The sequence below is a fragment of the Hydrogenophaga sp. GW456-12-10-14-TSB4 genome (assembly GCF_059424305.1).
In genome coordinates this window covers 58,345-81,440 of the sequence record NZ_JBWKZH010000010.1, presented here as the reverse complement: position 1 = coordinate 81,440, position 23,096 = coordinate 58,345, and the positions used below count along the sequence as shown (strand labels likewise).

32 protein-coding genes and 1 other RNA gene are annotated in these 23,096 nt (G+C 65.1%); 5 read left to right on the top strand and 28 right to left on the bottom strand.

The window, feature by feature from the left end:
• Positions 1-100: 100 nt before the first annotated feature.
• Genes AC07ZS_RS07795 through gyrA form a run of 5 tightly spaced genes read right to left on the bottom strand, consistent with a single transcriptional unit; the run spans position 101 to position 7,936 of the window.
• Entirely contained in the window at positions 101-2,152 is a 2,052-nt protein-coding gene (locus AC07ZS_RS07795) for a bifunctional 3-phosphoshikimate 1-carboxyvinyltransferase/cytidylate kinase (RefSeq protein ID WP_494798019.1), read from the bottom strand.
• A gap of 35 nt (positions 2,153-2,187) precedes the next feature.
• Positions 2,188-3,066 (bottom strand): prephenate dehydrogenase, encoded by an 879-nt coding sequence (locus tag AC07ZS_RS07790; protein WP_494798042.1) that lies wholly within the window; start codon positions 3,064-3,066, stop codon positions 2,188-2,190.
• Entirely contained in the window at positions 3,066-4,163 is a 1,098-nt protein-coding gene (pheA, locus tag AC07ZS_RS07785; protein ID WP_494798018.1) for a prephenate dehydratase, read from the bottom strand. The genes AC07ZS_RS07790 and pheA overlap by 1 nt, the downstream gene beginning before the upstream one ends.
• A gap of 15 nt (positions 4,164-4,178) precedes the next feature.
• On the bottom strand, positions 4,179-5,285 hold the full coding sequence (gene serC, locus AC07ZS_RS07780) for a 3-phosphoserine/phosphohydroxythreonine transaminase (protein ID WP_494798017.1): 1,107 nt from the start codon (positions 5,283-5,285) through the stop codon (positions 4,179-4,181).
• Complete coding sequence (gyrA, locus tag AC07ZS_RS07775; RefSeq protein WP_494798016.1) at positions 5,285-7,936, bottom strand: DNA gyrase subunit A; 2,652 nt, start codon at positions 7,934-7,936, stop codon at positions 5,285-5,287. Before gyrA ends, serC begins: the two co-directional genes overlap by 1 nt.
• Before the next feature lie 260 nt (positions 7,937-8,196).
• Between gyrA and ompA the strand changes: the two genes are divergently transcribed.
• The 4 genes from ompA (at position 8,197) to ssrA (ending at position 10,683) form a co-directional block, all read left to right on the top strand.
• A complete protein-coding gene (gene ompA, locus AC07ZS_RS07770) occupies positions 8,197-8,847 on the top strand; it encodes an outer membrane protein OmpA (protein ID WP_494798015.1) in 651 nt (216 codons plus the stop codon).
• A gap of 70 nt (positions 8,848-8,917) precedes the next feature.
• Positions 8,918-9,625: a bifunctional 2-polyprenyl-6-hydroxyphenol methylase/3-demethylubiquinol 3-O-methyltransferase UbiG gene (gene ubiG / locus AC07ZS_RS07765; RefSeq protein WP_494798014.1), complete on the top strand. Its 708-nt coding sequence runs from the start codon at positions 8,918-8,920 to the stop codon at positions 9,623-9,625.
• Positions 9,622-10,293 (top strand): HAD-IA family hydrolase, encoded by a 672-nt coding sequence (locus AC07ZS_RS07760; protein WP_494798013.1) that lies wholly within the window; start codon positions 9,622-9,624, stop codon positions 10,291-10,293. The genes ubiG and AC07ZS_RS07760 overlap by 4 nt, the downstream gene beginning before the upstream one ends.
• Before the next feature lie 13 nt (positions 10,294-10,306).
• Positions 10,307-10,683: a transfer-messenger RNA gene (gene ssrA / locus AC07ZS_RS07755) on the top strand.
• A 125-nt stretch (positions 10,684-10,808) separates the two neighbouring features.
• Here the strand turns inward: ssrA and AC07ZS_RS07750 are convergent.
• The 23 genes from AC07ZS_RS07750 to AC07ZS_RS07640 all read right to left on the bottom strand — a co-directional run bounded on the left by AC07ZS_RS07750 (position 10,809) and on the right by AC07ZS_RS07640 (position 22,757).
• Complete coding sequence (locus AC07ZS_RS07750; protein WP_494798012.1) at positions 10,809-11,993, bottom strand: Arm DNA-binding domain-containing protein; 1,185 nt, start codon at positions 11,991-11,993, stop codon at positions 10,809-10,811.
• Complete coding sequence (gene xisR / locus AC07ZS_RS07745; protein ID WP_494798011.1) at positions 11,954-12,166, bottom strand: excisionase family protein; 213 nt, start codon at positions 12,164-12,166, stop codon at positions 11,954-11,956. The genes AC07ZS_RS07750 and xisR overlap by 40 nt, the downstream gene beginning before the upstream one ends.
• On the bottom strand, positions 12,163-12,471 hold the full coding sequence (locus AC07ZS_RS07740; RefSeq protein ID WP_494798010.1) for an ASCH domain-containing protein: 309 nt from the start codon (positions 12,469-12,471) through the stop codon (positions 12,163-12,165). The genes xisR and AC07ZS_RS07740 overlap by 4 nt, the downstream gene beginning before the upstream one ends.
• Before the next feature lie 354 nt (positions 12,472-12,825).
• Positions 12,826-13,068 carry a hypothetical protein gene (locus tag AC07ZS_RS07735; protein WP_494798009.1) on the bottom strand — a complete coding sequence of 81 codons (243 nt, stop codon included), beginning with the start codon at positions 13,066-13,068 and terminating at the stop codon, positions 12,826-12,828.
• On the bottom strand, positions 13,061-13,597 hold the full coding sequence (locus AC07ZS_RS07730; RefSeq protein ID WP_494798008.1) for a hypothetical protein: 537 nt from the start codon (positions 13,595-13,597) through the stop codon (positions 13,061-13,063). The genes AC07ZS_RS07735 and AC07ZS_RS07730 overlap by 8 nt, the downstream gene beginning before the upstream one ends.
• Positions 13,594-14,079, bottom strand: a complete 486-nt coding sequence (locus tag AC07ZS_RS07725) for an HNH endonuclease signature motif containing protein (RefSeq protein ID WP_494798007.1) — start codon at positions 14,077-14,079, stop codon at positions 13,594-13,596. Before AC07ZS_RS07725 ends, AC07ZS_RS07730 begins: the two co-directional genes overlap by 4 nt.
• Positions 14,076-14,786 (bottom strand): hypothetical protein, encoded by a 711-nt coding sequence (locus tag AC07ZS_RS07720; RefSeq protein ID WP_494798006.1) that lies wholly within the window; start codon positions 14,784-14,786, stop codon positions 14,076-14,078. The genes AC07ZS_RS07725 and AC07ZS_RS07720 overlap by 4 nt, the downstream gene beginning before the upstream one ends.
• 1 nt (position 14,787) lies before the next feature.
• Positions 14,788-15,183 (bottom strand): hypothetical protein, encoded by a 396-nt coding sequence (locus AC07ZS_RS07715; protein ID WP_494798005.1) that lies wholly within the window; start codon positions 15,181-15,183, stop codon positions 14,788-14,790.
• Entirely contained in the window at positions 15,180-15,473 is a 294-nt protein-coding gene (locus AC07ZS_RS07710; RefSeq protein ID WP_494798004.1) for a hypothetical protein, read from the bottom strand. The genes AC07ZS_RS07715 and AC07ZS_RS07710 overlap by 4 nt, the downstream gene beginning before the upstream one ends.
• Before the next feature lie 28 nt (positions 15,474-15,501).
• Positions 15,502-15,780, bottom strand: coding sequence for a hypothetical protein (locus AC07ZS_RS07705; protein ID WP_494798003.1), 279 nt, complete (start codon positions 15,778-15,780; stop codon positions 15,502-15,504).
• A gap of 47 nt (positions 15,781-15,827) precedes the next feature.
• Positions 15,828-16,292 carry a hypothetical protein gene (locus AC07ZS_RS07700; protein WP_494798002.1) on the bottom strand — a complete coding sequence of 155 codons (465 nt, stop codon included), beginning with the start codon at positions 16,290-16,292 and terminating at the stop codon, positions 15,828-15,830.
• Between the two features lie 2 nt (positions 16,293-16,294).
• Positions 16,295-16,996, bottom strand: a complete 702-nt coding sequence (locus tag AC07ZS_RS07695) for a hypothetical protein (protein WP_494798001.1) — start codon at positions 16,994-16,996, stop codon at positions 16,295-16,297.
• Positions 16,997-17,120: 124 nt separating this feature from the next.
• Positions 17,121-18,194 carry a hypothetical protein gene (locus AC07ZS_RS07690; RefSeq protein WP_494798000.1) on the bottom strand — a complete coding sequence of 358 codons (1,074 nt, stop codon included), beginning with the start codon at positions 18,192-18,194 and terminating at the stop codon, positions 17,121-17,123.
• Positions 18,195-18,201: 7 nt separating this feature from the next.
• Positions 18,202-18,909 carry a hypothetical protein gene (locus AC07ZS_RS07685; protein ID WP_494797999.1) on the bottom strand — a complete coding sequence of 236 codons (708 nt, stop codon included), beginning with the start codon at positions 18,907-18,909 and terminating at the stop codon, positions 18,202-18,204.
• Position 18,910: 1 nt separating this feature from the next.
• A complete protein-coding gene (locus tag AC07ZS_RS07680) occupies positions 18,911-19,678 on the bottom strand; it encodes an ERF family protein (protein ID WP_494797998.1) in 768 nt (255 codons plus the stop codon).
• A gap of 19 nt (positions 19,679-19,697) precedes the next feature.
• Entirely contained in the window at positions 19,698-19,949 is a 252-nt protein-coding gene (locus tag AC07ZS_RS07675) for a hypothetical protein (protein WP_494797997.1), read from the bottom strand.
• Complete coding sequence (locus AC07ZS_RS07670; protein WP_494797996.1) at positions 19,946-20,254, bottom strand: hypothetical protein; 309 nt, start codon at positions 20,252-20,254, stop codon at positions 19,946-19,948. Before AC07ZS_RS07670 ends, AC07ZS_RS07675 begins: the two co-directional genes overlap by 4 nt.
• The gene (locus tag AC07ZS_RS07665) at positions 20,251-20,490 is read right to left on the bottom strand and encodes a hypothetical protein (RefSeq protein WP_494797995.1); all 240 of its coding nucleotides are present in this window, start codon (positions 20,488-20,490) and stop codon (positions 20,251-20,253) included. Before AC07ZS_RS07665 ends, AC07ZS_RS07670 begins: the two co-directional genes overlap by 4 nt.
• Entirely contained in the window at positions 20,487-20,774 is a 288-nt protein-coding gene (locus tag AC07ZS_RS07660; protein ID WP_494797994.1) for a hypothetical protein, read from the bottom strand. The genes AC07ZS_RS07665 and AC07ZS_RS07660 overlap by 4 nt, the downstream gene beginning before the upstream one ends.
• Positions 20,771-20,950 carry a hypothetical protein gene (locus tag AC07ZS_RS07655; RefSeq protein WP_494797993.1) on the bottom strand — a complete coding sequence of 60 codons (180 nt, stop codon included), beginning with the start codon at positions 20,948-20,950 and terminating at the stop codon, positions 20,771-20,773. The genes AC07ZS_RS07660 and AC07ZS_RS07655 overlap by 4 nt, the downstream gene beginning before the upstream one ends.
• Positions 20,947-21,195: a hypothetical protein gene (locus tag AC07ZS_RS07650; protein WP_494797992.1), complete on the bottom strand. Its 249-nt coding sequence runs from the start codon at positions 21,193-21,195 to the stop codon at positions 20,947-20,949. Before AC07ZS_RS07650 ends, AC07ZS_RS07655 begins: the two co-directional genes overlap by 4 nt.
• A gap of 162 nt (positions 21,196-21,357) precedes the next feature.
• Entirely contained in the window at positions 21,358-21,720 is a 363-nt protein-coding gene (locus AC07ZS_RS07645) for a hypothetical protein (protein ID WP_494797991.1), read from the bottom strand.
• Between the two features lie 260 nt (positions 21,721-21,980).
• Positions 21,981-22,757 carry a S24 family peptidase gene (locus AC07ZS_RS07640; RefSeq protein WP_494797990.1) on the bottom strand — a complete coding sequence of 259 codons (777 nt, stop codon included), beginning with the start codon at positions 22,755-22,757 and terminating at the stop codon, positions 21,981-21,983.
• A gap of 16 nt (positions 22,758-22,773) precedes the next feature.
• Between AC07ZS_RS07640 and AC07ZS_RS07635 the strand changes: the two genes are divergently transcribed.
• Positions 22,774-23,058 carry a hypothetical protein gene (locus tag AC07ZS_RS07635; RefSeq protein ID WP_494797989.1) on the top strand — a complete coding sequence of 95 codons (285 nt, stop codon included), beginning with the start codon at positions 22,774-22,776 and terminating at the stop codon, positions 23,056-23,058.
• The last annotated feature ends 38 nt before the right edge of the window (positions 23,059-23,096 follow it).

The following is a 23,096-nucleotide window of genomic DNA, read 5'->3' as shown; positions in this document are numbered from 1 at the left end:
CGTTGCGGTGCGTGACACCGCGGGGTTAAGTGAAAAGAACCCTCGGGCCTGCGGGCAGGGAACGCCCGGCGGTGCCGTTGGGGCCATCAAGGTGGCGCGCTCAGTTGCCCGAGAACGCCGTTCTGCCTTGCCACCAGTCCAGGACCTGCTGCACCGATTGCTCGATGTCCATGCCGGAGTTGTCCAGTTGCAAGGCATCTTCGGCAGGCTTGAGGGGGGCGTGGGTGCGGGAGGTATCCCTCAGGTCACGTGCCTTCAAATCTGCCAAAAGACTGTCAATGTTAGCAGCAATTCCCTTTGAAATCAACTGCTTATGGCGCCGCACGGCGCGCTGCTCGGCGCTGGCGGTGAGGAACACCTTGAGCGGGGCGTCGGGGAAGATCACCGTGCCCATGTCGCGGCCGTCGGCCACCAGGCCCGGCAGCTGGCGGAAGGCGTGCTGCAGGCCGAGCAAGGCCTCCCGCACGGCGGGCACGGACGACACCCGCGAGGCCGCCATGCCGGCGGCTTCGGTGCGCAGGGCGTCGGTGACGTCCTGCCCCTCGAACAGGGTCCGCAGGCCCTCGAAGCGCACCTGCAGGCCGGCGGCGAGTTCGCCCAGGCGGCGGGCGTGCGCGGGGTCTTTCAGGTCGGGTTCGGCGGTAGAGAGGCCGGCTTTTTCAGCCGCCAGCCCGACCAGCCGGTACAGCACGCCCGAATCCAGCAGGTGGTAGCCCAGCTGCTCGGCCACCTCGGCCGACAGGGTGCCCTTGCCGGAGGCGGTGGGCCCGTCGACGCAGATCACGGGGATGCGCTCGCGGGGCGTGGTGCAAACCTGGAACAGGGTCTCGAAGTAGTCCGGGAAGGTCTTGGCGACGCATTTCGGGTCTTCGATGCGCACCGGCAGGTTCGCCGGGTTGAACGCGGCGAGGGAGAAGCACATGGCGACGCGGTGGTCGTCGTAGGTGTGGATCGATGCGGCCCGCCAGTCCTGCGCCCGGGCGGGCGGCGTGATGCGGATGAAATCCTCGCCTTCCTCCACCGTGGCGCCGAGCTTGCGGCATTCGTTCGCCATCGCGGCGATGCGGTCGGTTTCCTTGACTCGCCAGCTGGCGATGTTGCGCAGCGTGGTGGTGCCATCGGCGTACAGGGCCATGGCGGCCAGGGTCATCGCGGCGTCGGGGATGTGGTTGCAGTCCAGGTCGACGGCCTTGAGCGGCCAGGCCCCGCGGCGGATGTGCAGGCGGTTGGTTTCGCCCGAGATGTCCGCGCCCATGAGGCGGGCCGCTTCGACGAAGCGAATGTCGCCCTGGATGGACGACAGGCCGACGCCTTCGATGGTGATGCCGTCGGCGCCCGGCGTGGCAGGCGCGAGGGCGCCCAGGGCGATGAAGTAGCTGGCGGACGAGGCATCGCCCTCGACCGCGATGCGGCCGGGCGACTGGTAGCGGCTGCCGGCCGGGATGGTGAAGCGCTGCCAGCCGTCGCGCCGCACGGCCACACCGAAGCGCTCCAGCAGGTTGAGGGTGATCTCGATGTAGGGCCGCGAGATGAGTTCGCCCACCACGTCGATGACGATGTCGCGCTCCTGCGCCACCAGGGGCAGGGCGAGCAGCAGGGCGGTGAGGAACTGGCTGGACACGTCGCCGCGAACGCGGATGGGCTGGTCCAGCTGCAGGGCATGGGTCTGGCCATTGCCGAGTCGCAGCGGAGGGTAGCCTTCGTTGGCCAGGCAGGCCACCGGACAGCCGAGCTGGCGCAGGGCGTCGACCAGGTCGCCGATGGGGCGCTCGTGCATGCGCGCGATGCCGCTGAGCTCGAACTCGCCGCCATGGCGGGCGGCGAGCAGGGCGAGCGAGGCGGTGAGCGGCCGCATGGCGGTGCCGGCGTTGCCCAGGAACAGTTTCGCTTGCGGCACCGGCAGGGCGCCGCCCAGGCCGTGCACGCGCAGGGCGCCGTCGGGCTGGGGCTCGATGCGGCAGCCCAGATCGGCCAGGGCCTTGAGCATCACGCGCGTGTCGTCGGAATCGAGCAGGTCGGCGATGTCGGTGTGGCCCAGGCTGAGCGCGGCGAGCAGCAGCACGCGGTTCGAGATGCTCTTGGAGCCGGGCAGGCGCACGGTGCCGCCGGCACTGGCCAGCGGCGGGATGTCGAGGTGGTGAATGGCAAACATGCGCGAAGAAAAGGAAGCGTCGCCCGGGGCGCCGCTCAGCTGCGGGGTTTGACGGCGGTCATGCGCCAGTGCGCGCGGGCGCTGCTGGCTTGTTCGATCAGGGCTTCCAGCGCGTCCGGGTTGCCGGCGTTGATGGCGGTCTCCAGGGCATGCAGGGCACGCTGGAAGTGGCGCGACTGCGCCAGCAGCTCTTCGCGGTTGGACATGAGCACGTCGCGCCACATGGCCGGGTCGCTCGCCGCGATGCGGGTGAAGTCGCGGAAGCCCGGGCCCGCCAGCGAGAGGAAGTCCGGCCCGTCGGACTGGCCCTGGATGGCGTTCATCAGCGCGAAGGCCACCATGTGCGGGAGGTGGCTGACGGCGGCATAGGCCGCGTCGTGCGCTTCCGGCGACATCTGCTTGACGTGGCAGCCCAGCGCGGTCCAGAGCTGGCTGGCCTTGTCGAGCTGGGCGGTCTGCGTGCGTTCGATCGGGGTCAGGATCACCTGGCGGCCGTGGTAGAGGTCCGCATCGGCGTGTTCGACACCGGCGACTTCCTTGCCGGCGATCGGGTGCGCGGGAACGAAAACGCCCACCTGGTCTTTCAGCACCCGGCGCGCCGCATCGATCACCTCGCGCTTGGTCGAGCCCACGTCCATGATCAGCACGTTGCCGCGCACCAGGTGGCGGATGGCCTTGAAGGTGGCTTCGGTGGCCGAGACCGGCACGGCCAGCAGCACGAGGTCGGCACCCGAGACCGCGAGCAGCGCCGAGGGTGCCTCGACGTCGATCACGCCGAGCTGGCGCGCGCGTTCGGTGGTCGAGGGCGACTTGCTGTAGCCGACGACGCGCTTGACCAGCCCGGCGCGCTTGAGCGCGAGCGCGAACGAGCCGCCCATCATCCCGCAGCCGATCAATCCCAGTTGTTCAAACATCATTCGCTCACCGGGTATGCGCCCAGCACCTTGTAGAAAGCACAGAGCCCTTTGAGTTCCTCCAGCGCGGCGGCCACGTGCGGTTGCGACGGGTGGCCCGCGATGTCGATGTAGAAGTAGTACTCCCACTGGCCCGATTTGGCCGGGCGCGACTCGAAGCGCGTCATGGACACGCCGTTGTTCTTCAGCGGCACCAGCAGGTCGTGCACGGCGCCGGGCCGGTTGGGCACGGACACCACGAGGCTGGTGCAGTCGCGGCCGGAGGCCGGCGGCATGGCCAGCGTCTGGGGCAGCGCGATCACGGCAAAGCGGGTGCGGTTGTAGGCCTCGTCCTGGATCGCGTGCGACACGATGTGCAGCCCGAACTGGGCCGCGGCGCGTTCGCTGGCCAAGCCGGCCCAGGCCGGGTTCTCGGCCGCGAGCCGCGCGCCTTCGGCGTTGCTGGAGACCGCGCGCCGCTCGGCGTTGGGCAGGTGCTGCGTGAGCCAGTTCTGGCATTGGGCCAGGGCCTGCGGGTGTGCCATCACGACTTCGATGCCGTCCAGGTGGTTGACCTGGCGCAGCAGGTTGTGGCGGATCAGCAGGCTGACCTCACCCACCACGTGCACGGGCGAGCGCAGGAAGAGATCCAGCGAGCGCGCCACCACGCCTTCGGTGGAGTTCTCCATGCCCACAACGCCGAACTGGGCCGTGCCGGCGGCCGTGGCGTGGAACACCTCGTCGAAGTTGGCGCAGTAGATGAGGTTGGCGGCGCCGCCGAAGAACTCGATCGCCGCCTGTTCGCAGAAGGTGCCTTGCGGGCCCAGGACGGCCACGCGCTGGGGCGCCTCCAGCGCCAGGCAGGCGGACATGATCTCGCGCCAGATCGAGGCCACATGCTGGTTGAGCAGCGGGCCCTGGTTGGCGCCCTGGATCTTCTCGATGACCTGCGCGACGCGGTCCGGCCGGAAAAAGGGCGAACCCTCCGCGCGCTTGATGTCGCCGACCTGTTCGGCCACGCGAGCACGTTCGTTGAGCAGCGACAGCAGCTGCTGGTCCAGCGCGTCGATCTGCACGCGCAGGGTGCCCAGGGCTTCGGACTGTGAGGGAAGGGTCATCGGTTCAGGCTTGTTTCAGGCTTGTGTTTGTTCGAATTGGCGCATGTAGTCCACCAGGGCGCGAACGCCCTCGATCGGCATGGCGTTGTAGATGCTGGCGCGCATGCCGCCCACGGACTTGTGGCCCTTGAGCTGCAGCAGGCCGGCCGCCTTGGCGCCCGCGAGGAAGGCCTCGTTGCGCGAATCGTCGCGCAGGAAGAAGGGCACGTTCATGCGGGAGCGGCAGTCCTTGGCCACCTTGTTGGTGTAGAAGGACGATTGGTCGATGTAGCCGTACAGCAGCTCGGCCTTGGCGATGTTGCGCGCTTCCATGGCGGCGACACCGCTGAGCGCCCCTTCGGTCTGGCGCTTGAGCCACTGGAAGGTGAGGCCGGCCATGTAGATGGCGAAGGTCGGCGGCGTGTTGTACATGGAGTGGTTGTCGGCCACGGTCTTGTAGTCGAACGCGCTGGGGCAGGCCTTCAGGGCGTGGCCCAGCAGGTCTTCGCGCACCACCACGAGCGTGAGGCCGGCCGGCCCCAGGTTCTTCTGGGCGCCGCCGAAGGCCAGGCCAACGCGCGACCAGTCCACCGGGCGCGATGCCACATGGGACGAAAAGTCGATCGCCAGCGGTGCGTCGGAACCCAGTGCCCGCAGATCGGGCAGTTCGTGCACCTCCACGCCGTTGATGGTCTCGTTGCTGCACAGGTGCACGTAGCGCGCGCTGCGGTCGAGTTGCCAGGAAGCCGGCGCGGGCAGGGTGGTGTGCTGGTCGGTCTCGTTGCTGGCGGCCACGCGCGCGTCGCAGTAGCGGCGCGCTTCCTTCAGCGACTTCTGGCTCCAGCTGCCGGTGACCACGAAATCCACCGTTTCACCGCGCGACAGGTTCAGCGGCACGATGGCGTTTTCGGCCAGGCCACCGCCTTGCATGAAGAGGATGCGGAAGTGGTCGGGCACGGCGAGCAGCTCGCGCAGGTCGGCTTCGGCGGCCTTGAGGATGACGCCGAATTCCTGCCCGCGATGGCTCATCTCCATCACGCTCATGCCGCTGCCGCGCCAGTCGAGCATCTCCGTCGCGGCCTGCTGCAGCACCTCGGCGGGCATGGCCGCCGGTCCGGCGGAGAAGTTGTAGGGCCGGGCCATCACGGCTCGGTGCCTGCGTCGTCGGCCGCGTCCGCGGCGTTCGCGTCGTCGCCCAGTTCCGGCACGTTGGCATCGTTCTCCACGATGCGCTGCAGGCCCGAGAGCTCGGCGCCTTCGTCCAGCGCGATGAGTGTCACGCCTTGCGTGGCGCGGCCCATTTCGCGGATCTCGGAGACGCGGGTGCGCACCAGCACGCCCTTGTCGGTGATGAGCATGATCTCGTCGTCGTTGTGCACCAGCGTGGCGGCCACGACCTTGCCGTTGCGCTCGCTCTGCTGGATCGCGATCATGCCCTTGGTGCCACGCCCGTGGCGGGTGTATTCGGCGATCGGCGTGCGCTTGCCATAGCCGTTGATGGTGGCGGTCAGCACGCTCTGCTCTTCGTCTTCGGCGACCAGCATGGCGATCACGCTCTGCGTGTCCTCGATCAGCATGCCGCGCACGCCGCGGGCATTGCGACCCATGGGGCGCACGTCGTTCTCGTCGAAGCGCACGGCCTTGCCGCCGTCGCTGAACAGCATCACGTCGTGCTGCCCGTCGGTCAGGGCCGCGCCGATCAGGAAATCGCCCTCGTCGAGGTCCACGGCGATGATGCCGGCCTTGCGCGGGTTGCTGAACTCATCGAGCGCCGTCTTCTTGACGGTGCCCATGGAGGTCGCCATAAACACATAGCGGTCGGACGGGAAGCTGCGCATCTCGCCGGTCAGCGGCAGCACCACGTTGATCTTCTCGCCTTCCTGCAGCGGGAACATGTTGACGATCGGGCGGCCGCGCGAGCCGCGCGAACCCGCCGGCACTTCCCACACCTTGAGCCAGTACAGGCGGCCGCGGTTGGAGAAGCACAGGATGTAGTCGTGCGTGTTGGCGATGAAGAGCTGGTCGATCCAGTCGTCTTCCTTGGTCGCCGTGGCCTGCTTGCCGCGGCCGCCGCGCTTCTGCGAGCGGTACTCCGACAGCGGCTGGCTCTTGATGTAGCCACTGTGGCTGAGCGTGACCACCATGTCGGTGGGCGTGATCAGGTCTTCGGTGGCGAGGTCTTGCGCGTTGTGCTCGATTTCGCTTCGGCGCGCGCCCAGCTTGGTCTGGCCGAACTCCTGCTTGAGCAGGGTGAGTTCGTCGCTGATGATGGTGGAGACGCGGGCGGGCTTGGCCAGGATGTCGAGCAGGTCGTCGATCTCGGCCATGACCTCCTTGTACTCCGCCACGATCTTGTCCTGCTCCAGGCCGGTCAGGCGTTGCAGGCGCATCTGCAGGACTTCCTGTGCCTGGGTCTCCGACAGGCGATAGAGCCCGTCGCTGCTCATGCCGAACTCGCGTTCGAGACCTTCAGGGCGGTAGTCGTCGGCGTTGACCACGCCGCCGTCGGCGCGCGCGCGGGTCAGCATCTCGCGCACCAGCTGGCTGTCCCACTGGCGGGTCATCAGCTCGGCCTTGGCCACCGGCGGGGTGGGCGATTCGCGGATGATCCGGATGAACTCGTCGATGTTCGCCAGTGCCACGGCCAGACCTTCGAGCACGTGGCCGCGCTCGCGCGCCTTGCGCAGGTTGAACACCGTGCGGCGGGTGACGACTTCACGGCGGTGCTCCAGGAAGACCTGGATCAGGTCCTTCAGGTTGCACAGGCGCGGCTGGCCGTCGACCAGGGCCACCATGTTGATGCCGAAGGTGTCCTGCAGCTGCGTCTGCTTGTACAGGTTGTTGAGCACCACCTCGGGCACTTCGCCGCGCTTGAGTTCGATCACCAGGCGCATGCCCGATTTGTCCGACTCGTCCTGGATGTGGCTGATGCCTTCGATCTTCTTTTCGTGGACCAGCTCGGCGATGCGCTCCTGCAGCGTCTTCTTGTTGACCTGGTAGGGCAGCTCGTCCACGATGATGGCCTGGCGCTGACCCCGGTCGATGTCCTCGAAATGGCATTTGGCGCGCATGACCACGCGGCCCCGGCCGGTGCGGTAGCCATCCTTGACGCCGTTGATGCCGTAGATGATGCCGGCGGTGGGGAAGTCGGGCGCCGGGACGATTTCCATCAGTTCGTCGATGGTGGCCTCAGGGGCCTTCAGCAGGTGCAGGCAGGCGTCCACCACCTCGTTGAGGTTGTGCGGCGGGATGTTGGTGGCCATGCCCACCGCGATGCCGGCCGAACCGTTGACCAGCAGGTTGGGCAGCCGCGAGGGCAGCACGGAGGGCTCTTGCAGCGAGCCGTCGTAGTTGGGGATGAAATCGACCGTTTCCTTGTCGATGTCGTTGAGCATCTCGTGCGCGATCTTGGTCAGGCGCACTTCCGTGTAACGCATGGCCGCGGCGTTGTCGCCGTCGACCGAGCCGAAGTTGCCCTGGCCGTCCACCAGCATGTGGCGCAGCGAGAAAGGCTGGGCCATGCGCACGATGGTGTCGTAGATCGCGCTGTCGCCGTGGGGGTGGTACTTACCCATGACGTCACCCACGATACGGGCACTCTTCCGGAACGGGCGGTTCCAGTCGTTGTTCTGCTCGTGCATCGCGTACAGCGCGCGGCGATGCACCGGCTTGAGACCGTCCCGCGCGTCTGGCAGCGCGCGTCCCACGATCACGCTCATGGCGTAGTCGAGGTAGCTGCGCCTCATTTCCTCTTCAAGACTGATAGGCAGGGTCTCTTTGGCAAACTGTGTCATGAGCGAGGGAATAAGTGCGTGGATGGACCGGAAGGCAACCTGGGATTTTAGACGGCACGTTCTCCTACAGCTTCTTGGGTCGTTTGTTGTACATCCACAACGAATGAGGTGGCGCGCTGTATCAGGCGACAACGCCGCATTGGCCGGCGGGCCGGGCATTCCGTGCTTGTGGCACAATAAATTCCAACGTTTTTAGTGGTGGTCACTTGAAGCGTCGTTCTTGTCACGCAGTCTGTCTGCGGCTTATATAGAGGAAAACCATGAAAAAACTCAACAAAGTGGCAATGCTGTTGGCAACCGCCGCCATGGCAACTGCCGCCGGCGCACAAACCATCGACAACTGGCGCAATGGCACCAGCGAACTGGTTTGGAAAAACGGCACCAATGAACTCTGCTGGCGCGATGCCAGCTGGACGCCCGCCACCGCCGCACAAGGTTGCGACGGCGCGATCGTTCCTGCCGCCGCTCCTGCACCCGCTCCTGCCGCTCCGGCCCCGGCTCCTGCCGCCGCACCGGCTCCCGCTCCCGCTCCTGCCCCCGCACCGGCTCCCGTCGCTTCCAAGGTGACCTACGCCGCTGACGCCTTCTTCGACTTCGACAAGGCTGTGCTCAAGCCCGAAGGCAAGGCCAAGCTGGATGATCTGGCTGGCAAGGTGTCCGGCATTGCTCTGGAAGTCGTGATCGCTGTGGGTCACACCGACTCCACCGGCGCCGCTGGCTACAACCAGAAGCTGTCCAACCGCCGCGCCGAAGCCGTCAAGGCCTATCTGGTGAGCAAGGGCATCGAAAGCAACCGCATCTACACCGAAGGCAAGGGCCTGACCCAGCCGGTGGCCGACAACGCCACCCGCGAAGGCCGCGCCAAGAACCGCCGCGTGGAAGTCGAAGTGGTCGGCACCCGCAAGAACTGATTTCCTTCAGTTCCGCTCCAAAAACCGCGCTTCGGCGCGGTTTTTTTATTGTGCTGGCGATAATCAACGCATGAATCCGAACGTCAATGCCGATCCGGCCGAGCTGGCCAAGTTTTCCGATCTCGCCCACCGCTGGTGGGATCCCGACAGCGAATTCCGCCCCTTGCACCAGATCAACCCGCTGCGCCTGGGGTGGATCGATGGATTGGCCGGATTGGCCGGCAAGCGGGTGCTCGACATTGGCTGCGGCGGCGGCATCCTGTCCGATTCCATGGCCCGCAAGGGCGCCAACGTGACTGGCATCGATTTGTCGGTGAAGGCCCTGCGGGTCGCGCAGTTGCACGCGCTGGAGGCAGGCACTGCCAACGTCAATTACCAGGAGATCAGCGCGGAAGCCATGGCGCTGGAGCAACCCGGTGAATTCGACGTGGTCACCTGCATGGAGATGCTGGAGCACGTGCCCGACCCGGCTTCGGTGGTGCGCGCCTGTTCGACCCTGGTGAAACCCGGGGGCTGGGTGTTTTTCTCCACCCTCAACCGCAATGCCAAGGCGTTTCTCTTCGCCGTGCTGGGGGCGGAGTACCTGCTGCAGCTGTTGCCCAAGGGCACGCACGAGTACGCCAAGTTCATCCGCCCCAGCGAGCTGGCCAGCTACTGCCGCGCGGCCGGGCTGGAGCTCGACCAGACCCGCGGCATGGAATACAACCCGTTCACGCAGCGCTACTGGCTCAGCAGCGATACCAGCGTCAACTACCTGTTCGCGACGCGCAAGCCATGACGGTTTTCCAGGGTGTGCATGCCGTCCTTTTCGACCTGGACGGGACCTTGATCGACAGCGCGTCGGACCTGGGGGCTTCCGCCGACGGGATGCGCGTGCGCCGGGGCATGGCCTCGCTGCCGCTGGAGCAATACCGGCCACACGCCGGATCGGGCGCCCGCGGCATGCTGCGCGTCGCGTTCGGCATCACGCCCGAGCACGAAGACTACCCCGCGTTGAAGGAGGAGTTCTTCGGCGCCTACGAGGATTGCATGACCCAGCGCACCCAGCCGTTCGACGGCGTGAGCGACCTGCTCGCCCGCATCGTGGGTGGCGGGTTGCGCTGGGGTGTGGTCACGAACAAGTCGCAGCGCTTCACCCACCCGCTTTCGCAGGCCATGGCGCTGTTCGAGACCGCTTCCGTGGTGATCAGCGGCGACACCACGCCGCATGCCAAGCCACACCCGGAGCCTCTGCTGGAGGCGGCGCGCCGGTTGCAGTTGCAGCCGAGCCAATGCATCTACGTGGGTGATGACGAACGCGACATCCGCGCGGGCAAGGCCGCCGGCATGCCGACCGTGGCCGCGCGCTATGGTTACCTCGGGTTTGGTGCCGATGTGGCCAGCTGGGGCGCGGACGCCGAGGTTTCTTCTCCCCTGCAGCTCTTGAAATTGCTGGAACTGCCTTAAACTCTGTCTTCCTGGGGCTGTACTGGTTTCGACGTGGGTTCGGACGCGCAGCAGGGCATGTCGAGGTTCTGTCACCTCGTTAATCCGCAGAAAAAAACCAACTGCAAACGACGAACGTTTCGCACTCGCCGCTTAAACACCGGTGAGCCTCGCAACAGCAGGCCGATGGGCTGGGCAAGGGGGTCGCAAGACCTCCCGGCTGCGAGGTAATTTACATGGGCTGGCTCTGCGTCGGGCACCTTGGCGCAGGGTGAGATTCAAGGATGCTGGCTTCCCGTTTAGCGTGCCACTGCGCGACTCGGGCGGCGAGACCCAAAACAGACGGCTACACATGTAGAACTGCTCGAAGAAGGCTTGCGGACGGGGGTTCAAATCCCCCCAGCTCCACCATACAAAGCGGTCAACGCCAATGAGAGACAGAGGGTGCCGGGTTCCAGAAACCGGCCCAAACTGTCACAAGTTGGCGTTGATCTCGCACCGATTTCGCACCTGCGACGGGGGAAATTCGCACGCGGTCACGCGTCGTCCCCAACCACCCGAAGCCTCGGCGCCTTGGGCTTCTGGTAGTCCTGGGCGATGAACTTCCCGTAGATCTTGAAGACCATCTGCACGTCCTCGTGGCCGAGCTGCTGGGCCACGTACCAGGGGTTGGCGCCGGCGGTCAGGAGCGCGCTCGCGTAGGTGTGCCTGGCCTGGTAGGGGTTGCGGTAGCGCACCCCGGCCCGCTCCAGCAGGGGAACCCACAGGGTTTTCCTGATCTGGGCGTCGGTCGTCCAGGCCTTACCCGTGCGCGGGTTCAGCCAGACGTGCTGCCCGGCCTCCCCGCTGATCAGGCGCTGGGCGTCGAGCGCCTTGATGGCCGTGGGGGTCAGGTCGACATCCCGGATGCCGGCCTTCGTCTTGGGGGCCTTCTCGGTCTTCGCCACCTGGTTGATGTCGATCCGCACCGCCTTGGCCTTGACCTTGGGCCAGCGCAGGGCCTGCAGCTCGCCAGGGCGCAGGCCGACCTCAAACCAGAACTGGACCGTGGGCCACTCGTCGGGCCGGGCCGCTTCGATGATCTTCGCGCGCTCGTCGGCGTCGAAGGGATCGACCTCGTATTCGCTCGAGCGACTGGTCTGCTTGAGCAGCTTGGGCAGGGCGATGCGCTCGAACGGGTCGAACGTGATCAGTTCGTCGTTCAGGGCGTCCTCGAACACGCTGCGCAGGGGCGTGAGCAGGTTCCGGGTGAACTTGGCCGTGACTTGGAAGCCGCCGATCCATTCGCGCATCGCGCTGGGCGTGGCCTCCTGCAGGGTCTTGGGGCGCCAGAAGGCCATGCGCTCGCTCTTGATTGCCTTGCGGTAGCCGTCCAGCGTGCTGGGCGACAGGGTGCCGGCCGTCACCTGGCGCTCGTAGATCACGAGCTGGGCGTCCAGCAGGTCGCCGATCAGCTTCTGGGAATTGCTCTTCCCCTGCTTGGCCTTCGGGCTGTCTGGGAAGTAGTCGCCGTAACGGAACACCCCGTCGTTGATCTTTCGCAGGATCTCCAGGCGCAGGCCCTCGGCGTGCTGGATGGCGGACTTGGTGATCGACCGGGGCGGCAGCAGCTCGCGGCACTCTTTCCCCTCGAAGCTGAATGCGATCTGGATGCGCTGGCCGTGGGTGAAGTCCCTGATCTTCACGCCGCGCGGACATGCGATGGCGGGTTTTCCACCCATTTGTTCCACTCCTCGGGGTTGATGTACAGGTTGCCGTCGGCGCCGAGCTTGCACTGTACGCCCTCGGTCCAGAGGTGTTTGCGCCGCCGGGCGTGCACGGCATCCGGGGTGTCGCCGGTGATCTCGCAATGCTTGGCGAGCTTGATCCAGCGATAGTTCGCGTCGTTGCTCACGTAGTGGTCTCCTGTGTTGATGGGGCCGCTGCGGGGTTCACTGCGATTGCAAAAACCTCCACCGGTGCGGCGCCGAACAGCGGATGCGTGATGGTCGTGACGCGCAGCCCGCGCCAGGGCAGGACCAGGCGCCGCTCGTGGTTGTCGGCGGCGGGGTAGCCCAGGGTGAGCACCACGCGGTCGAACGCTCGGCCCTCCAGGCGCTTGCACCAGTACGCATTGCGCAGCCGGAATTCCTCGGTTTTCGAGCCGTCGCGGATCGCCTCGAAGTACTCGCGTTTCAACGGCAATGTCAGCGTGCTCATCCCTTGCCTCCTTGTTCTGGAGGGGGAGGGGCAGCGTACTCGTCTCGCAGGAAGCGCTGGACCGCATCGACGTGCTGTGGCGTCATCTTGTCCCGCACAGCGCCAAGTTTTGCGTAGGCCATGTCCTTCCACCCTGGCGGAGTGCAGGGGTGGGAGAGGGCGGCACGGGCTTGCTGCTTCTGCCATTCAATGGCGGCTTGCCATTGTTCCCATGCCCACTGAATCGTTTTGGTCCGATAGTGGCCGCCAAAAACTTCCTTTTGGCGCGACAAGTTTGCGCACGGGCTGAGTTTTCGGGTTCTCGCCTCAAACGCATCCCTCTCCCTCTCGCTTGCTGGTGGAATGGGGGTGGTGTCAGACATTGCTGGTCCCCAAGATCGGGAACCACGATTCGTATTCGAGCCGGGCGGCTTCCTCCTTCTCGGTCTCGCGACGGGCGAAGTCGAGAAAGGCATCGATCTGCAGATTTACCGACTGCCGCATGAAGGTCAGGCCCCTGATCGACAGGTTCTTCGGCCACGTCATGCACACATCGCCCTCTGGGCCGAGATAGGCCCGCATGAAATGCTCGTTGTTGCTGGGGATCAAATCAGCCATTGCTGCTCTCCTTGGTGACGATGCCGTGATAGGTTTCGGCGAAGCGAACGCCATCAATGAAGGCCCGACGGTCAGATGGTGTGTAGTCCACGCCTTCAAGGCGTTCAGCAAGCCGGCTTGGAGACAGCGGCACTCTCTCTGCCTGCGGGGATGGGGTGGCGGAGAGAGATTTCAGCGAAGAAAGCGCGTCCAGCAGTAATTGCCGACATGTTGCGTGTGCGCCATCTAGGCTCGCGTCGTGGGCGAGTCCAATGGTCGAGAGCACGTCGTCCAGCGGAATCCCCTGCGCATCTTGAGCCGGTGCTGTGGGTGGGGTTGAGCCCACCCCGTCGCAAAGCATCGCGGCGCGCGAGCACTTGCAGTAATCATTGCGGTTCTTGTGGCACTTCCCCAGCCCTCGCTCGGGTGTCTCCAGGGCGGCGGCGCATTGGCGCATGAGTTCTGCGGTGTTTTCCATATCGAGGATTTCGAGCGACTTCGCTGCTCTGCGCGCCTGCGCTGCCAGCTCGGTGTGGGATGGGGTGGTCATATCGTGCAGCCTTCATGGTGTTTTCGCTTTGCTTCCAGGTAGGCCGCATGAGCATCGTCGGCGGTCCAGAAATAGCCGAGCTTCTTCGTCTTCCCGTTGATGTAGATTTGCGCCCGGTACTTGTTGCCCTGCTTCGAGACGCCAAGAACTTGTGACTTGCTGTCAACATTTGCTCTGCGCCAGTTTTGGTTGTTGATGCATCTGGACACGTCGCGCAGGTTGGAGATACGGTTGTCGAGCTTGTCGCCGTTGATGTGGTCTGTGTCGCCTTTCGGGAAGTCCCCGTACACCCAAAGCCAAGCAAGCCTGTGCGCTCGATAAGCGCGACCATTCAAACCAATCTTGTGGTAGCCGTGCATGTCCACAAACCCGGCAATCTCGCCGATTTTGGCCTTCGATCCACGGCTGACTTTCCAGCGGAAGACGCCGGTATCGGGCTCGTATTCCAGCAATTGCTTCAACTCTTCTTGAGTTATTTTCACGACCGCTCTCCCGCATTGCTGGCCGTGGGCTGGGTGGCGAGCAAGCGTTCCAACAGCGTGGCGGCGTGGTCCATGTTGTCAGCCCGCTCGTCCTCGGGGTTCTCATCACGCAACTGTGCAGCATCGTCGCCCAGGCAAGCGATCACCGCTTCGATTTCCTCGCGCTCCTCGCTCGGCGCTTCTGCCTGCTCGGCCTTGCTGACCTCGACGTGTGGATGCCCGAATGGTCCGTAGGGGAACGACTTGGCCGCATCCGCCAGAGTCATCGGCTCGGCGTTGCCATCTGGAGAGGGTGAGGCGGCGATGTTCTCGCAATCTCGCCTACCACACCAACCGCCTTTTTCGCAGTGGCCACACCCGGCCTGCACTGCTTGGGGAGCAGGAAGGGAGGCGAACAGCGGCTCAACCTCAATATCCCCCGAGCGAGTAGGAGGCCTGATGTCAGTCAACATCCACCCCCTCACGTTCGGCTTGCCTGCCAATGAGTCATCTGTGTGGAACCGATACCGCCACGCCACCGGCTCACCGGCCTGCCCCGCGATAAATGCATTCCATTGGGCGTCACGGTCGGCGAGTTTGCGGATTGCTGCGACAGCGCTTTCAATGCCGTTTCCGGGGTGATTTGCCCATCCCGGCATCACTTCGGACAGCGTGCTGCACACGGCCATCCATGCGTCGGCTTGTTCGGAGATTTCTTTGTTCGTCATGTCAGTCCTTTGCTGCAATGGCAGCGTCAACGGCATCTTTGATGCTCTCGCTCAAGCCATCTACGTGATCGTTGAATGCGACCTTTGTGTAGTCGGGCTTGCACAGGTAAACCGATCCGCTGCCGCGCTCGATCTCAATCTCGATTTCGTAGGTCTCTGGCAGGTCGCCTGCGGCCCGATGGATCTGCTGCCCGATGCGCAGACATTCGCGATCAATCTTGCTCAGGGTCAGCTTTTCAAGCGCTGCCTCAAGCTCTGCCACCCGTGCAATAAGAGGGGCGGCGTAGGCTTTGGCGTAGGCGTGCATCTGGTCGGCGGTGTAAACGTCCTGCCAGTCGTCGCCCAAGAGGACGTTTTGCACTGCGCCCGGCAGCGCCGGCAGTTTGGTATTGCTCACAGGTGGTCTCCAGAAGAGGTGAGGGCGGCGTCGTGCTCGACGCGAAGTTTTGCGGCGTAGTCCAGCCGTTCAGGTCTACCGATGTAGTGGCCCAGCGTGTTCGCAGTTGCCCCTTTTGAGTACATGTGCTCCAACTGTTGCCAGCGGGCAGCAAACAGCGCCAGCTCCGCATTCACGCGGTCAAGGCGCTCCAGTTCGTCGGCGGCCTCGTTCATCACATCAGCCAATTCGTTGGCTTCGAGGTTTGCCAACTGTGAAAGCCGTTTCGCCAGTTCAGTTGCTTTGCTCATGTTCAATCTCAGTAGGTTGTTTAGGGGGTTAGGCGGGCTCGTAAGTCGCCTCGAAGATGTCCGGCTTGCACGGATACAACTCGCCCTTAACGCCTCGAATGATCCAATCGCCCTCGGTCGCCTCCATCAGGCCTTCGAGCGTCGGGATGCGCATGCCGATACGACCGCGACCGACTCCATCAGGCCAAAATCCTTCGGGCTTGCCGTCCGAGAGATTCCCCACGCCAGCGTGTTCACACATCTCGGACCATGTGTCCCAACGAAGTTGAACGGCTTCGATCACAACGGGCTTTTTGCGGTACTTCATCTGTTTTCTCCAAGTAGGTAATAGGGGTGGATCGGACTACCAGCGCGCTAAGGGTTGCCGCGGAGCGACAGCCGATCCATCTGCGCGTTCGACCACAGGGCCGCGCGCACGGCGAACCCGAAGCGGTCCATTTCGATCAGCTGGTCCATCACCTCGGCGGCGGCACGCGCGGTCAGCAGCTGGGCGCTGTTGAAGCCCACGCGCCCGGTGGTGCGGAATCGCTCGAGCACACCGGTGTAGGTCTCCAGCTGCTCGGCGATCGCGGCCTTGGCCTCTTCGGTGAAAGGCGTGCCGTCGGCCTCCAGCAGGCGCATCAGCTCGCTGTAGGTGAAGCCGGTTTCGATCCAGTCCAGCAGGTCGCCCTGCGTGGCCCGGCCGCTGGTGAAGCGCTCGATCAGATCCCAGTGCGCCAGCTTGCAGGTGGATACCTGGGCGGGCGTGATCGACGGCTGCCAGAACTTCGATGGTTCGGCGCGCTTGGCGTGCGCGGCGCGGCGGTGGGCGGTTCGCATGGTCAGGCAGGTGCGCCAGTTGCGCCAGCACCATCGCGCGGGAATGGCCACGCACCGTCCTTGTGCTTGTCGGCGGGCGCTTCGCCCTTGTCCACCTTGGCGGCGCCGGTGTTCACCGACTTCTGCAGAGCCTGCGCGGGCGTCAGCTTCTTCTCGCCCTTGCCGTCGTTGAGCGTGAGCTGCTTGCTCGCGGGCTGGGCCGCTTCCAGCTCAATGTCGCGGGTCAGGCTCTTCAGCACGCCCAGCGCGCCGATGGTGTCCTGGTCCACGTCCGAGGTGTAGACCTGCAGATCCCAGTCCACCGCCCCGCCTTCCTGGGGGTCGATCTTGATCTTGCGCACGGTGCAGTCGCCCAGCTTGATGTCGTGGTCCCCGGTCACCCCCTGGTAGATCTTGAGGGTGCAGCCGGTCTGCTCGCCCTCCCAGTGAAGGGCGCCGATCTTCACCGCGATGTCGGTCAGCTGCGGCAGGTCCGACAGCACGTCGACGCCATCGAGCGCGCGCTGCGGGTCCGACTTGCCGGTGCCCTTCTCGAACAGGAAGGGCAGCAGATGCTTGTCCAGCATCTTCAGGGTGTTGTTCGCCAGGGTCAGCTGCAGGTGCAGGCACACGGCCGGCTTCACGTCGGTCTGGCCCATCTTCAGGGACTGGATGTCGATCGCGGTGATGGTGGCCTTGGTCTTGCCGATGAACTCGATACGCATTGGGAAGTGCTCCAGGTGGTTGCGGGGTGGTGGTGGGAAAGAAAGAGGGCGCCGGCGCGCAAGGCGTTTGTTGCGGTCAGGGAGGAAAACCTCGCGGCGCGCCGGCATGTGCCCGGGAAAAGGGTCAGGCGGCCAGGGGCTGGGCGACGGCCTGGACGTGGCGCACGATGGCGGCGCAGATGCGGGGGAAGTCGCTCTCGCGGTACAGCTTCGAGCTGCGCTCGACGTGCGCGCGGAAACCGAGCAGGTCCAGGAATTCGGCGGTGACGGTGAAGCCCAGGCGGGCATTCACATCGCCCAGCTTGAGCGTGGGCTTCTCGCCGGCATCCGGCGCTGGGGCGGCGGCAGGCGCTGCGGCGGGCGCGGCCACGGGGGCGGGCGTGGCCGCCGACTTGATGGCGTCGTCTGCCTCGCGCTGGGCGTCGGCTTCTTCCTGCGCGCGGCGGGCCGCGATCGCGTCCTGCTCGGCCTGGAGTGCGGCGGCCTTGGCGTCCAGCTCGCGCTGCGCTTCCGCCAGGCGCTCGGCGGCGGCGCGGTTCTCGGCGGCCTGGCGCTCGTTCTCCAGGCGTTGCTGCTCGACGCGCGCCTCTTCGTCCTCGCGCGCCTTGGCGGCATCGAACATGGAGCGCATGGCCGCCAGCGTCTCGGCCTGGGCGGTGGCGGCCTCACCCGCAAACTCTTCCCAGGTGGCCGCATCCGTTACCATGGCCTCGACCTGCGCGATGCCGTTGGCAATGCGCTCCGACGGCAGGCCCTGGGCCCGGCCCACGCACGCGCGGATCGTGTTGAGGCGGTTCTGATGGGCGGCGACGCGCTCGCGTTCGATGCGCTCGCGCTCTGCCTTTTCGGCGGCCCGGCGGTTCTCATCGGCGCGGATCTGCGCGTCAATCGGCTGTTCCAGTGCCTCGATCTCGCTGGTGATGCGCGCGGCCTCGGCGTCGATCTTCTTGCCGAACTCCAGCGCTGGTGCCTTGAACTCCTTGCGGCGCTTCTCCAGGCTGGTGCGCAGCGTCGTCAGTTCCAGGCGCGCGGCGCGCGCTTCCTTGTCGCCCTTGGTGGTGGTCAGGTCGAAGGTGGCGCCGGTGTACTTCTCGCGCAGCGCGGCTAGGGCGGCCTCGGTCTTGGAGTACTGCACGAGCACGCCGCCCGCGTTGATCTCGGCGCGGTCGATCAGGTCGATTGGGGTTTCAGTCGTCATGGGGGCCTCAGAAGTCGAAGGTTTCAGGGATGCGTGCTGCCGCAGCGGCGGCGCGCACAGGGGCAGCGCCGGGCAGCGCGTGAGAGGTGGTGAACTCGGCCAGGACCTGGGCGTAGTACTGGCGGGCGGCCTTGATCTTTTCGACCATGGCGGCTTCCAGATCGGGGTCGCGCGTGACGGTCCAGGTGGTCAGGCGCATGTGCTCGGGGATGTGGTCCACGAAGTGCATGGACGCGGGCTCCCAGCGGGTCAGGTGCTCGGGCGTGGTGATCAGGGCGTAGTTCACCTCCCACTCGGCCGCATCCCACAGCCACATGTAGCCGCGCATCTGCCATTCGTAGAGCTTGTCCACGCAGTCCACCAGCGCGATGGGGAAGGTGGAGACGGACCACGAGCACTTCAGGTCGTGCCCGCGGCGTGCGACGGCGTCGAACAGGTCGCACTCGCCGGTGATCCAGGCATTGAACTTGCGCTCGGTGTTCTTCGCCAGCGACAGGCCGCGCACGCGGTTGAGCAGGGCGATGGCCTCGGGCTCGACCTCGATGCCCTTTTCAATTTCCTTGCTGGACACCTCGAAGTCCACGCCGAAGATGGCCTGCGACACCAGGCTGCGGATGTGGGTCTTTGCGCCCACCGACAGCGGGCCTTCGGCCTTCGTCTTGGGCTCGGTCATCAGCTTGCCGATGGAGCTGCAGCGGATCAGAAGGTCCTGCATGTCAGCCTCCCCGGTCGGCGCGCTGGGCCACGGAACGCAGGCCAGGGAAGTGGCCGTTGAGCGCCTTGCGGTCCTGCGCGGTCAACTTCCCCCACCAGTCGGTGAGCGCATCCATGCCGTTCATGGACGCGTCCCGGCCGGCTTGCAGCTTCGGGTGCTCCTGCTGCTCTTCGCCCGCTCCGCCGGCAGAACCCTGGCCCGGGCGGTGGCCGCCGTCGTCATCGTCGTCCTGCTCAGACAAGCCGGTGATCGCCTTGAGCGTGTAGCGCTGCAGGTAGCTCACCGTCGACGCGCGCGACTGGATGGCGTTCTTCGCGCCGCCAACATCGGGCGGCCCGCCCATGGACACCGATTCGCTGTGCCCGGCACTGTGCTTGATCGTGCACGTGACTTCGATCCAGTCCTTTTCGTCCTTGGTGATCTGCCACGAAGAGCTGAGCCCGTGCGCCGAGAGGGCCGGCGTCACAGCGTTGACCACGGTGAAGAGTTCGGCGTACTTCTTGCCGGCCAGGGGACCCGCCGTCACGTCGCGGTTCTTGATGATGCGCACCGCCTCGGCCTTGAAGGCTGCGAACGCCGTGTCGAATTCCTTCTTCGCTTCGTTGCGCTCCCAGCGCAGCTGCAGCTCCATGAGCTTTTCCAGCTTGTCCAGGTCAGCGCCCTGTTGGACGGCCATCTGCAGAAGCACTGCGGGTGTGGGTGCGGGCAGGTTCTTTGCGCGGCGCGCCGGTGGAGGCGCGGCGACTTCGATCACATCGGTTGTGGACATAGGGTCTTTCGGTGGTTGATCAGAGAAACAGGCCACGCACCCACGGGTACGTGAGGTAGCCGACAAACGCGCCGATGAACAAGATCAGGGCGCAGGCGGCGTAGAAAACTGCGGTGAGGAACATCACGTCGAGGCCGACCTGATCGATCGTTTCCACGTCTTCGTGCTCGGGGCGACGGTTGACGCAGTGCCCGATGGACACGCCGTCGTCGTGCGCGAGTTGGCTGGTGTCCACGCGGTGGAGCAGGTATGGGTCGCCTGTGAGGCTCATGCCAGCACTCCCGCGGCGCTCAGCGCGACCACAAACGCGAAGGCAAAACCGGAAGCGCGCACCACGATCCGGTCGGGCGCATCCATGGGCGCCGGGCCGTCGTTCAGGTAGCGATGGCCAGGGCCGAAGGCTTCTTCCAGCGTGCGCGGGTAGCGGTAGAACTCGTCCAGCGATGCAGGGTTGTTGCCCAGGATCAACTCGGCGGTGCGCGTGCCCTCAGAAGGCTTGCACCCGCGGCAACGAATGGGGCGGTCCTGGCACACGCCCAGCTGATCGCAGCTGTATTGGTGGGTGCTGCCGCTCATGCCGGCTCTCCCTGTTCCAGAGAGCTGCAGTCCAGGGCGGCACCGATGGCGGCGGCCTCCGGTGGCAGAGCGATCGATGCATCGTCGGCCAGGGCAATGGCGGCACGCAGTTCCACCATGGCGGCATCGAACAGCGTGTCGAACTCCAGCAAGTCCGTGGCGGTCTTCTCGGCCTGATCGACCTTGCGGGCCGCGGCGAGCAGCGCATCCCGCTGCGCTTGGATGGCGGCGCTCACGGCGTCACCTCATCGGCCAGGATGTCCAGCGACTCGGCCACCTCGGCCAGCAGCGCCTGGGTCGCCTTGCTGGCCAGCGTGTTCAGTACCTGCCCGATGTAGGCAGGTGTCACCAGATCGAACGGCATGCGCTGGATGGCCGTGCACGCCGCGTTGATGTGGTGCTCGTAGGCCGCCTCGTTCTCAGCACGGCGCTCGGCGTCCAGCGCTTCGTCCACTTGCTGGGCGGACAGCACCGGGCAGCTCTCCCGGCGCTCCACGTTGTCGATGGTCAAGCAGTTCATGCCGCCACCCCGCCAGCTGCAGCCTTGACGCCAATCTCGGTGTCAGCCGGGGCTTCCACCTTGCAGATTGGGCCCAGCAGCTCGCGCCCATGGTTCGGGCACTTGCTGGGGATCTTTCCTTCGACAGCCTGCAAGGACGTGCAGTTGCAGCGCCACGATCCAAAGTAGAAGGTCATGCCGCCACCTCGATTTCCTTGATCAGCAGCTCGATCGAGGTGATCGCCGAGAAGTAGCCCTTCTCCCACGCCGGCATCTCGCGGGCCTGGCCCTTGATTCGGGTGATGGCCTCCTGCAGGGCCTGGACCTTCGCTTCCTTGGCAGCGCGGCGCGCCTTGACGCGGCTGGCCGGCGTTTCAACCTTCGGGCCCTTGTGGATGGCGGCACAGATCACCTTGTGCGCCTGGGCTGTCGTCATTGCCATCTGCTCTCTCCTTTGCCGCCTCCGATGTGGAGTCGATGGAGAGAATTTACCCGCAGGTAATCAGTTAGTCAATACCCGCAGGTAAACTTTTTTCATTCGAGGGTTTGCCCAGGCGTGAAAAAGCCCGCGCGCGGCGGGCTGTGTTTGCGATGGTCGGGGCGCTCAGCCTTGCCGAATGATCAGTTCGTTCGGCGCTGGCCAGTCATTGGGGCGGCCCCACTTCACCAGGCGGCCTTCGTAGAAGTAGAACCACAGCTGGTCCTCCTGCAGGCGTCCCCCGACGCCCGTCCAGTAGTTGTGCGAGAGCTCCATGGCCTCCACCTGTTTGCCGCCCACAGCAGTCTGGCCACGGGTCACCATGTCAGGGAAGAGGGTGCGCAGTTGGGGCTTTGTCATCCCTAGCGCCACCTGATCGAGCTGCTGGGCGTATTCCTTGGTGATGGGCGAATAGCTCAGGCTGTAGACGTGGTTTGCGCAGCCCGACAGGGCGGCGAGAAGTGCGGTGACGGCAACGATTGAGCGCATGGTTTTCCTTCAGATGGTCGAACGAGCGGTCAATCGCGGCGTGCGGGCCACTTGGCAAAGGCCAGGTACCACAGTCCCGCAATGTTGACCAGAGGGATGTGCAGCGCGAGAGAGAAGGCTGGGTGCAGTCCAGTCTTGCCAACGATCCGCCACAGAGGCCACGCAACGACCACGATGTAGATCAGAACTACGAGCCAGTGCCAGATTGAAAAGCTACCCATGAAGTCTCCCTGTTGAATTGGTTTCCGTGCGCTCGCGTTCTAAAACTGCTCGCTCTTCCAGACGGTGAGCACCTTGCCCAGCACCTCAAAGTCCATGGTCTTCTGGTCGATGTCGAAGGGGTCGTAGTCCGGGTTCTTCGACTTCGCGCGCAGGATCAGGCCGTCGGCCGTCGGGATCCGCTGCAGGGCCTTGATGAAGCCGTGTTCGCCCACGCGGAAAAAGAACACCGCATCGACCTCCACGACCTTGATGCCGCGGTCCACAAGCAGGGGGTCACCGGGGTTGAACATCGGCCGCATTGAGGGGCCGAACCCCGTCACGATGCACAGGTTCTCGATCGCCGAGTAGCTGCGCACGTTCAGGCGCAGCCAGTCATGGTCTACGTGCCAGCTCTTGATCACTCCAGGTTGATCGTCGAGCAGCAAGCGCCCGCCACCCATCCCTCCGCCCACATCGAACTGTCGAATCACCACGTCTCCGTTTGCCTTGTTGTATTCCGCGATGGGCTCGGAGGCGCGACTGTGCGCCAAGTGCAGCCTGGGCTGGATCTCATCCATCCAGCCCTCCTGCTTGCGGCCGCCTTTTTCGAGCTTGCGCGCGGTCACCTCTCCGATGTTCTTGTAGCCCTCGTCACCCGGCTCCTTCAGCGCGCGGCTGATGTAGCTCGCGGCGACGCCGGAGGCGCGCGCCAGCTCAGCGGCTGACAGCGTCTGCAGCAACTCGCGCAGTTTGGCCCTTCGGCGGTCAAAAACGTCCATGCAGACGAAGTTACCAGAGGGTAATTTACCTTCGGGTATTGACTTTGCGTTACCCACGGGTAAACTTTCCGGCATGGACTTCAAAACCTTCTTCACGAATCTGCCCGTCGCCGAGCGCGAGTCCTTTGCCCAACAGGCGGGGACCAGTCGCGGCTACTGCAACCAGGTGGCCTATGCCAACAAGCAGATCGAGCTGGGCATGGCCGACGTGTTCGTCGCACTGGGTGGCGGCCACCTGACCCTGGATGAGTTGCCCCTGACCGACCGGGCCGCCGCACAGCGCCTCATCCGGGAGCGTGTTGCAGAACCCGCACCCACGGGCATCGCATCCCAGGCCGCCACCGCAGGGCAGGCCTGATCCATCCACATCCAAAGCGCGATTCGAGTTCATGACTT

What these genes read in the sequence shown, in the direction of transcription:
- AC07ZS_RS07795 (WP_494798019.1), bottom strand. Translation starts at nt 2,152, where the DNA reads ATGTTTGCCATTCACCACCTCGACATCCCGCCGCTGGCCAGTGCCGGC.
- AC07ZS_RS07790 (WP_494798042.1), bottom strand. Translation starts at nt 3,066, where the DNA reads ATGTTTGAACAACTGGGATTGATCGGCTGCGGGATGATGGGCGGCTCG.
- pheA (WP_494798018.1), bottom strand. Translation starts at nt 4,163, where the DNA reads ATGACCCTTCCCTCACAGTCCGAAGCCCTGGGCACCCTGCGCGTGCAG.
- serC (WP_494798017.1), bottom strand. Translation starts at nt 5,285, where the DNA reads ATGGCCCGGCCCTACAACTTCTCCGCCGGACCGGCGGCCATGCCCGCC.
- gyrA (WP_494798016.1), bottom strand. Translation starts at nt 7,936, where the DNA reads ATGACACAGTTTGCCAAAGAGACCCTGCCTATCAGTCTTGAAGAGGAA.
- ompA (WP_494798015.1), top strand. Translation starts at nt 8,197, where the DNA reads ATGAAAAAACTCAACAAAGTGGCAATGCTGTTGGCAACCGCCGCCATG.
- ubiG (WP_494798014.1), top strand. Translation starts at nt 8,918, where the DNA reads ATGAATCCGAACGTCAATGCCGATCCGGCCGAGCTGGCCAAGTTTTCC.
- AC07ZS_RS07760 (WP_494798013.1), top strand. Translation starts at nt 9,622, where the DNA reads ATGACGGTTTTCCAGGGTGTGCATGCCGTCCTTTTCGACCTGGACGGG.
- AC07ZS_RS07750 (WP_494798012.1), bottom strand. Translation starts at nt 11,993, where the DNA reads ATGGGTGGAAAACCCGCCATCGCATGTCCGCGCGGCGTGAAGATCAGG.
- AC07ZS_RS07740 (WP_494798010.1), bottom strand. Translation starts at nt 12,471, where the DNA reads ATGAGCACGCTGACATTGCCGTTGAAACGCGAGTACTTCGAGGCGATC.
- AC07ZS_RS07735 (WP_494798009.1), bottom strand. Translation starts at nt 13,068, where the DNA reads ATGGCTGATTTGATCCCCAGCAACAACGAGCATTTCATGCGGGCCTAT.
- AC07ZS_RS07730 (WP_494798008.1), bottom strand. Translation starts at nt 13,597, where the DNA reads ATGACCACCCCATCCCACACCGAGCTGGCAGCGCAGGCGCGCAGAGCA.
- AC07ZS_RS07720 (WP_494798006.1), bottom strand. Translation starts at nt 14,786, where the DNA reads ATGACGAACAAAGAAATCTCCGAACAAGCCGACGCATGGATGGCCGTG.
- AC07ZS_RS07710 (WP_494798004.1), bottom strand. Translation starts at nt 15,473, where the DNA reads ATGAGCAAAGCAACTGAACTGGCGAAACGGCTTTCACAGTTGGCAAAC.
- AC07ZS_RS07705 (WP_494798003.1), bottom strand. Translation starts at nt 15,780, where the DNA reads ATGAAGTACCGCAAAAAGCCCGTTGTGATCGAAGCCGTTCAACTTCGT.
- AC07ZS_RS07700 (WP_494798002.1), bottom strand. Translation starts at nt 16,292, where the DNA reads ATGCGAACCGCCCACCGCCGCGCCGCGCACGCCAAGCGCGCCGAACCA.
- AC07ZS_RS07695 (WP_494798001.1), bottom strand. Translation starts at nt 16,996, where the DNA reads ATGCGTATCGAGTTCATCGGCAAGACCAAGGCCACCATCACCGCGATC.
- AC07ZS_RS07690 (WP_494798000.1), bottom strand. Translation starts at nt 18,194, where the DNA reads ATGACGACTGAAACCCCAATCGACCTGATCGACCGCGCCGAGATCAAC.
- AC07ZS_RS07685 (WP_494797999.1), bottom strand. Translation starts at nt 18,909, where the DNA reads ATGCAGGACCTTCTGATCCGCTGCAGCTCCATCGGCAAGCTGATGACC.
- AC07ZS_RS07680 (WP_494797998.1), bottom strand. Translation starts at nt 19,678, where the DNA reads ATGTCCACAACCGATGTGATCGAAGTCGCCGCGCCTCCACCGGCGCGC.
- AC07ZS_RS07675 (WP_494797997.1), bottom strand. Translation starts at nt 19,949, where the DNA reads ATGAGCCTCACAGGCGACCCATACCTGCTCCACCGCGTGGACACCAGC.
- AC07ZS_RS07670 (WP_494797996.1), bottom strand. Translation starts at nt 20,254, where the DNA reads ATGAGCGGCAGCACCCACCAATACAGCTGCGATCAGCTGGGCGTGTGC.
- AC07ZS_RS07660 (WP_494797994.1), bottom strand. Translation starts at nt 20,774, where the DNA reads ATGAACTGCTTGACCATCGACAACGTGGAGCGCCGGGAGAGCTGCCCG.
- AC07ZS_RS07655 (WP_494797993.1), bottom strand. Translation starts at nt 20,950, where the DNA reads ATGACCTTCTACTTTGGATCGTGGCGCTGCAACTGCACGTCCTTGCAG.
- AC07ZS_RS07650 (WP_494797992.1), bottom strand. Translation starts at nt 21,195, where the DNA reads ATGGCAATGACGACAGCCCAGGCGCACAAGGTGATCTGTGCCGCCATC.
- AC07ZS_RS07645 (WP_494797991.1), bottom strand. Translation starts at nt 21,720, where the DNA reads ATGCGCTCAATCGTTGCCGTCACCGCACTTCTCGCCGCCCTGTCGGGC.
- AC07ZS_RS07635 (WP_494797989.1), top strand. Translation starts at nt 22,774, where the DNA reads ATGGACTTCAAAACCTTCTTCACGAATCTGCCCGTCGCCGAGCGCGAG.